This window comes from Achromobacter sp., assembly GCF_036567245.1.
GTDB lineage: Bacteria > Pseudomonadota > Gammaproteobacteria > Burkholderiales > Burkholderiaceae_B > Achromobacter.
Window position 1 is genome coordinate 1 of sequence record NZ_DATCUY010000109.1, and the last position, 7,454, is coordinate 7,454.

Below are 7,454 nucleotides of genomic sequence, written 5' to 3' on the forward strand. Positions count from 1 at the left end.
AAACAACTCCAGCGGCAGCCCGTCGCTCAAGTTGAGAGACTCCAATCCAGGCGGACGAATAAGGAGAAAAGGGAAGCGCCCTGATGGGCGAAGCTTGGCAGCGAAGGGCCTAGCGGACGTGTGCAGATTGGCAAAGCACACCGGGCGATTGTAGCTGATGTGGCGCTGCAGCACCCACAATAAGGGGTCAGCCTGTATCGCTAAGTAACATATTGCAGTGCCTTTGCACGAAATAAGTGTTTTCCCTAGGCCGCAATCCCTATAATCCGTCCGCTTTCATCCATTTGAAGAATAAAGGATTGCAATGAAAAAATCGGCAATAGTGGGCGTAGTCGTCGCGCTGGGCGCAGTCTGGACCGGCGCGGCTTGGTATACGGGCCAGAAGGCCGAGGCTTTCGTCAAGCAATCGATCGAGCAGGCCAACGTTGAACTGAAGAAGGTCGGTGAGAAATGGGGTGTGACCCCCGTGGTCGAACTGATGTCGTTCGAACGCGGCGTGTTCACGTCCACCGAACGCTACCGCGTGAAGGTCACCGAGCCCGCCGCCGACGGCAAGCCGGCCATCGAACACGAAATCGTGTTCGTCGAGCACCTGGATCACGGCCCCTTCCCGCTGTCGAACCTGAAGTCCGGCTCGTTCGCTCCGGCCATGGTCGCCAGCCGCTTCCAGCTGGAAGAGACGCCCCTGGTCAAGGAATGGTTCGCCGCCGCCAAGGGCGCGGTTCCCCTGTCCGGCGCCTATAGCGTCAGCTATGCCAAGAACATCAGCGGCAACTTCGACATGGCTCCCGTCGAGTTCGCCAAGGACGCCAACAGCCTGAAGTTCTCGGGCATGAAGGGCGACGTGACCTACGCCACCGGCAGCAAGCACGGCACGATCGCGCTGAAGGCCGACAGTCTGGCGCTGGCGGGCCAGTCCGAAGACAGCGACATCGTCAGCATGGCCTTGACCGGCCTGACCATGACCAGCGACATGACGCCGGCTTCGAACGACATGTACGTGGGCAGCCAGAAGGTCGGCCTCAAGAACTGGACCATCACGTCCAAGGAAAAGCCGCCGGTCCAGCTTAAGGACACCGTGATCGCCGTCGACGTGACGGAAGCCAATTCGCTCATGGGCGTGAAGATGGCCATGGATTTCGGCATGATCAATGTGCAGGACAAGGACATGGCCGGCCTGAAGCTGGTCATGGATGCGCAGAAGCTGGATTCGAAGGCCTTCAAGGCCCTGAACGACGTCTATGAAGCGGCTTCGCGCCGCATGATGCAGAGCAAGGGCGAGGAGCAGGCTCCCCAGTTCACGGAAGAGGAAAAGCAGGTCATCAAGACCAACGTCGAATTGCTGTTGGCCGGCAACCCGACGCTGGCGGTATCGCCGCTGGAAGTGCGTACCGCCAACGGCACGTCGACCTTCAATCTGGATCTGGACATGGCCAAGCCGGCATCGCTGGACGGTGAATTCGCCGATACGCTGATGCAGACGATCCGCAAGCTCAACGCCAAGCTGGTGCTGTCCAAGGGCAACCTGAGCGACCTGATGGCCATCGAGCCCCAGGTGCGTGGCGTGCCGGCCGAGCAGGCTCAGCAGACCGCCAAGGGCCAGGCTGAAATGGTGGGCACCATGGCCACCGCCATGGGCATGGCCAAGGTCGAGAACAACAACATCGTGACCTACCTGAACTACGCTGATGGCCAGGTCGACTTCAACGGCAAGAAGATGCCGGTCGAGCAGTTCCTGATGATGGTCATGAGCGGCGCGATGGGCGGCGCCCGCTAAGTCGGACGCATCACACTCACCGGCTGGTATCGAAGGCCGCCGCGCCCTGGGCGCGGCGGCCTTTTTCTTTGCCGGCCTCGGCTTGTACCGCCGGCCCGGCGCGCTTCAGAGCGGCAAGGCGCCCGCCGCCACTTCGCCGTTGCGCAGCACCGCCACGTGGAAGCGCTTGTCGGCCGCCTTCATGATGTCTGCGGTGGGGTCGCCCTGCACCAGCAGCAGATCGGCCACATTGCCGTCGGCGATGATGCCGTGCTGGTCCATGCCCATCAGGTCATGGCCCCGTGAGGTGCCGGCGATCAGCGCATCCACGGGCGTCATGCCGAACTCCACCATGTAGGCGAGTTCCATGGCGTTTTCGCCGTGCAGGTTGAACGGCGTGCCGGCATCCGTGCCCAGCGCGATGCGCCCGCCCGCCTTGTAGTACATCTGGAACGACTCGCGGTGGCGCTGTTCCACCGCGCGCGCCTTTTCGACCGCATAGGCGGGGATGCCGTTGTCGGCATTGGCGACGATGTTGCGGACCGCGGCGATGGTGGGCACCAGATAGGTCTGGGCGTCCAGCATTTCGCGCAGGCACTCGTCGTCCATGAAGATGCCGTGCTCGATCGAATCGATGCCGGCGCGCACCGCGTTCAGGATGCCCAGCGTGCCCTGGGCATGGCTGGCGGTGCTCTTGCGGAAGCGCTTGGCTTCGTGCACGCCGGCCTTCATTTCGTCGAAGCTGTAATGCGCGTCCATGGGACTGACACCCGGCGTCATGACGCCGCCCGTGGCCATGATCTTCACCAGGTCGCAGCCCGCGTGGACTTGTTCGCGCACGGCTTTGATCACGTCCTCACAGCCGTCGGCGACGCGGCCGATGCGGTTGCCGTGGCCGCCCGTCATGCAGATGATGCGGCCCGAGGCCTTGATCGTGGGGCCCGGGAACACGCCGCGCGCGATGGCGTCGCGCACGCCGAATTCCAGGTAGTCCTTGCCGCCGCAATCGCGCAGCGCGGTGACGCCGCCCCGCAGGCTGGCCTGGGCGTTCTCCAGCGCCGTCAGCGTGATCTGCGCCGGGCCTTGCTTGCTCAGTTGCGCGTTGGGGTCGGCGCCGCCGGTGTAGACCAGGTGGACGTGACAGTCGGCCAGGCTGGGCATCAGGGTCATGCCGTCGGTGCGCACGGTGGCGCCGGCGTAGCCGGAGAATTCGCCGGCGGGCGCCACGCGCGCCACGTGCCGGCCTTCGACCAGCACGCCATGGTTGGGCAGCAGCTTGCCCTTGCCGTCGAAAACCTGGCCGCCTATGAACAGGGTCTGTCGTGTCGCCGTCATGTCTCGCTCCGGGTTGCGCCTGGCGCTACCCCGCCACGTCCAGGCCCTCGCGGGACATGGATTGGAGGCGGGGCATGAGGCCAAGCAGGTGTTGGCTGTAGGGATGTTGTGGACGTTCGAAGAGGTCTTCGGTGTTGGCCACTTCCAGCAGTTCGCCATAGCGCATCACGCCCACGCGGTCGCACATCTGGCGGATCACCGGCAGGTCGTGGCTGATGAACAGCATGGTCAGCCCGAGTTCCTCTTGCAGGTCCTTCAGCAGGTTCAAGATCTGCGCCTGGATCGAGACGTCCAGCGCCGAGGTGGGCTCGTCGCAGATCAGGAAGCGGGGGCGCGTGGCCAGGGCGCGCGCGATACAGATGCGCTGGCGCTGCCCGCCCGAGAATTCGTGCGGAAAGCGCTCGGCGGCGCGGTCGCCCAGGCCAACCACGTCCAGCAGGTCGGCCACGATGCGGCGCGCTTCGGCCTCGCTGGCCGCCAGCTTGTGGAAGCGGATCGGCTCGGCCACGATGTCCAGCACCCGCATGCGCGGATTGAGCGAGGAGAAGGGATCCTGGAAGATCATCTGGATCTGCCGGCGGAACGGATTCAGCTGCTTTTCGCCCTTGAGCGCGGTCAGGTCGGTGCCGCCGAAATTGACCGAGCCTTCGCTGGGCGTATAGAGGCCGGAGATCAGCCGCGCGACGGTGGATTTGCCGGAACCGGATTCGCCCACCAGGCCGAAGACTTCGCCCTCGCCGATCGAGAAATTGACGCGTTTGACCGCGTCCAGCGTGCGCTGGTTGCGCTTGAGCAGCGCGCTCTTTAACACGAAGCGCATGCTCAGGTCGTTGACCTGCACCAGCGGGCCGCCGCTGCGCGCGCCGAAGTCGCGGCGTTGCCCCAGCCAGTGCGTGGCCAGATCCAGCGGCTGTGTCGGCTTCTTCACGTCCTCGATGTAGGTCACCAGAGGGAAGCGGCGGAGCTTGATGTCGGGCCGCGGCACGGCCGAGATCAGGCTGCGCGTATAGGGATGGTCGGGGTCGCCCAGGATCTTGGAGGTGGGGCCCTGTTCAACCAGCTTGCCGTGGTACAGCACCGCCACGCGGTCGGTCACGTCCGCGATCACGCCCATGTCGTGCGTGATGATGATCATGCCGACCTGCTCTTCGCGGCACAGCTTCTTGAGCAGTTCCAGGATCTGCGCCTGAATCGACACGTCCAGCGCGGTGGTGGGCTCGTCGGCGATGATGACTTCGGGTTCGCAGCACAGCGCCAACGCGATCACCACGCGTTGCCGCATACCGCCGGAGAACTGATGCGGGTACTGCTTGACGCGCAGTTCCGGCTGGTCGATCCCGACCTGCGCCAACAATTGCACGGCGCGCTTCTGCGCTTCGGCGTGAGACAGGTTCAGGTGTACCTGCATGGTCTCGACCAGCTGGCTTTCCACCGTCTGCAGCGGGTCCAGCGAGGTCAGCGGATCCTGGAAGATCATGCCGATGCGGCGGCCGCGCACTTTGCGTTTCTGCGCCGGGTTCAGCGTGTCGATGCGCTCGCCATTCAGCAGCACCGCGCCGCCGGCCAGGCGGCCGGGCGCTTCCAGCAGGCCGATCACGGCATTGCCTATGGTGGACTTGCCGGCGCCGGATTCGCCCACCACGCCCAGGATCTCGCCTTTTTCCAGGGACAGCGAGACGCCGTCCACGGCCACCAGTGTGCCGCGGCGGCTGGGGAATTCGATGCGGATGTCTTCAATGTTCAACAGGGCCATGGCATCCTCAGCGCAGCTTGGGGTTGAGCGCGTCGCGCAGCCAGTCGCCCAGCAGGTTGACCGACAGCACCAGCGCCACCAGCGCGATGCCGGGGAAGATGGAGATCCACCACATTCCCGAGAACAGGTAGCTGTTGCCGATGCGGATCAGCGTGCCCAGCGACGGCGCCGTGGGCGGGACGCCCACGCCCAGGAACGAGAGCGTGGCTTCAGTGATGATGGCGATGGCCAGATGGATGGTGGCGATGACCAGCACCGGTCCCATCACGTTGGGCAGGATGTGGCGGCGCAGGATGGTGAAGGGGCCGATGCCGATGAGGCGCGCCGCCTGCACGTATTCCTTGTTGCGCTCCACCAGGGTGGAGCCGCGCACGGTGCGCGCGTACTGCACCCAGCCGGATATGCCGATGGCGAAGATCAGCACGTACAGCGCGAGCTGGTCATGCATGTCGCGCGGCAAGAGGCCGCGCGCCACGCCGTCGATCAGCAGCGCCACCAGGATGGCGGGAAACGACAGCTGCACGTCGGCGATGCGCATGATGAAGCTGTCCACGCGACCGCCGGCATAGCCGCTGATGAGCCCGAGCGTCACGCCCAGCACCATCGAGAACAGCACGGAAGCGAAGCCCACCAGCAGGGACACGCGCGAGCCGTACAGCACGGCCGACAGGATGTCGCGGCCCTGGTCGTCGGTGCCCAGCAGGAAGTCGGGGCTGCCGCCCTCTTCCCAGGACGGCGGCGTGTTGGCGTCCATGATGCTCAGGGACGCCAGGTCGAAGGGGTTGTGCGGCGCGACCACGGGCGCGAACAGCGCGCCCAGCAGGATGGCCAGCGTGACGATCGCGGCGATGATGGCGCCGGGCGAACGCTTGAAGCTGTGCCAGAGGTCGCTGTCGGCCGCGCGGGCGAAGAAGGGAGCGATGCGAGCAATCATGATGAGTCCTTTACTTGCTCTGCACGCGCAGACGCGGGTCCACGGCGAAATACAGCAGGTCCACGACCAGGTTGATGACTACGAACATGAAGGCGATCAGCACCAGATAGGCCGCCATGACGGGGATGTCCACCATGCTGATGGCCTGGATGAACAGCAAGCCCATGCCGGGCCACTGGAACACGGTTTCCGTGATGATGGCGAAGGCGATGATGGAGCCCAGTTGCAGCCCGGTGATGGTGATGACGGGCACCATGGTGTTCTTCAGCGCGTGGCGGAAATTGATCAGCCGTTCCGGCAAGCCGCGGGCGCGCGCGAACTTGATGAAGTCGGCGCGCAGCACTTCCAGCATTTCGGCGCGCACCAGCCGCATGATCAGCGTCATCTGGAACAGCGCCAGCGTGATGGCGGGCATGATCAGCGCAAGCCAGCCTGATTTGGTCAGGAAGCCCGTGGTCCACCATCCCAGGCTGACCACGTCGCCGCGCCCGAAGCTGGGCAGCCATCGCAGCTGCACGCCGAAGAACAGGATGAGCAGGATGCCGATCAGGAAGGTGGGCAGCGAGATGCCGGCCAGCGAGATCGCCATGAAGGTCTTGGACAGCACGCCGTGGCGCTTGAGCGCGGTATAGATGCCCATGGGTATGCCCAGGGCCAGCGCCATGACGGCGGACACGAAGGACAGTTCCAGCGTAGCCGGCATGCGTTCTTCGAGCAGCTCGCTGACGGGCCGGCGATGGCGGTAGGACATGCCGAAGTCGCCGCGCACGGCATTGGCCACGAAGTGCGCGTACTGCACCACGAAGGGGTCGTCCAGGCCCAGCTGTTCGCGCAATTCCGCGCGTTGCTCAGGCGTGGTGTCCTGGCCCACCATGCTGGCTATCGGATCGCCCACATAGCGGAACATGGAGAACGCGATCAGCGCCACCGTCAACATCACCAGCACCGACTGGATAAGTCGTTGCGCAATAAAGGAAAGCATTATGGAGTGCCCTCGTTTGCAGATAACGCCGGGCCGCGTTTCCGGTGCAAGCGGGAAGCGGGGCTGGGCCGGGCGCGCCCGGGCGGCTTCTGCCGCCCGGGGCTCACATCGTCAGGAGATCACGACAAGGGATTACGGCAGAACAACATCGCGCAGGTCCAGCACGTCGTCGGCGCGCTGGATGACCTTGATGTTGTCCTTCACGCCCCAGGACATGGGTTGCTGATGCAGCGGCAGATAGCCATAGTCGTTGCGCACGATCTCGAAGGCTTCCTTGATCATGGCGTTGCGCTTGGCCTGGTCGGTTTCGACGCCGATCTTGTCGGTGAGCTCGTCGACCTTCTTGTTGCAGTAGCCGCCCAGATTGAACTGCCCGGCCGCGGTCTTGGCGTTGCGGCACGAGGTAAGGTTCAGCAGCGTGTTGTGCGCGTCGGTGGAGCTGGGCGTCCAACCCAGCATGTACATGCTGGTCTGGTTGCCGGCCTGCAGCAGGATCTTGCCGAAGTATTTGGACTTGGTCTGCGCCAGCAGATTGATCTTGATACCCACGCGCGCCAGCATGCCGGCCACGGCCTGGCAGACCTTTTCGTCGTTGACGTAGCGGTCGTTCGGGCAGTCCATGGTGACCGTGAAGCCCTTGGGATAGCCGGCTTCGGCCAGCAGCTTCTTGGCGCGTTCGGGATCCGGCTTGTAC

At 64.4% G+C, this 7,454-nt stretch carries 6 protein-coding genes; 1 reads left to right on the forward strand and 5 read right to left on the reverse strand.

Annotation, left to right across the window (positions count from 1 at the left end):
• Window positions 1-304: 304 nt before the first annotated feature.
• The gene (locus VIR09_RS04870; protein ID WP_332011853.1) at window positions 305-1,777 is read left to right on the forward strand and encodes a YdgA family protein; all 1,473 of its coding nucleotides are present in this window, start codon (window positions 305-307) and stop codon (window positions 1,775-1,777) included.
• Between the two features lie 105 nt (window positions 1,778-1,882).
• Here VIR09_RS04870 and VIR09_RS04875 read toward each other — a convergent pair whose 3' ends face one another.
• The 5 genes from VIR09_RS04875 to VIR09_RS04895 form a co-directional block, all read right to left on the reverse strand.
• Window positions 1,883-3,091: an amidohydrolase family protein gene (locus VIR09_RS04875; RefSeq protein WP_332011854.1), complete on the reverse strand. Its 1,209-nt coding sequence runs from the start codon at window positions 3,089-3,091 to the stop codon at window positions 1,883-1,885.
• Window positions 3,092-3,116: 25 nt separating this feature from the next.
• Window positions 3,117-4,844 (reverse strand): ABC transporter ATP-binding protein, encoded by a 1,728-nt coding sequence (locus VIR09_RS04880; protein WP_332011855.1) that lies wholly within the window; start codon window positions 4,842-4,844, stop codon window positions 3,117-3,119.
• A gap of 7 nt (window positions 4,845-4,851) precedes the next feature.
• Window positions 4,852-5,778: an ABC transporter permease gene (locus tag VIR09_RS04885; protein WP_013390916.1), complete on the reverse strand. Its 927-nt coding sequence runs from the start codon at window positions 5,776-5,778 to the stop codon at window positions 4,852-4,854.
• Window positions 5,779-5,788: 10 nt separating this feature from the next.
• Window positions 5,789-6,760, reverse strand: coding sequence for an ABC transporter permease (locus VIR09_RS04890; protein ID WP_332011856.1), 972 nt, complete (start codon window positions 6,758-6,760; stop codon window positions 5,789-5,791).
• Between the two features lie 132 nt (window positions 6,761-6,892).
• On the reverse strand, window positions 6,893-7,454 hold a 562-nt coding region (locus VIR09_RS04895), incomplete at its 5' end, for an ABC transporter substrate-binding protein (protein WP_332011857.1).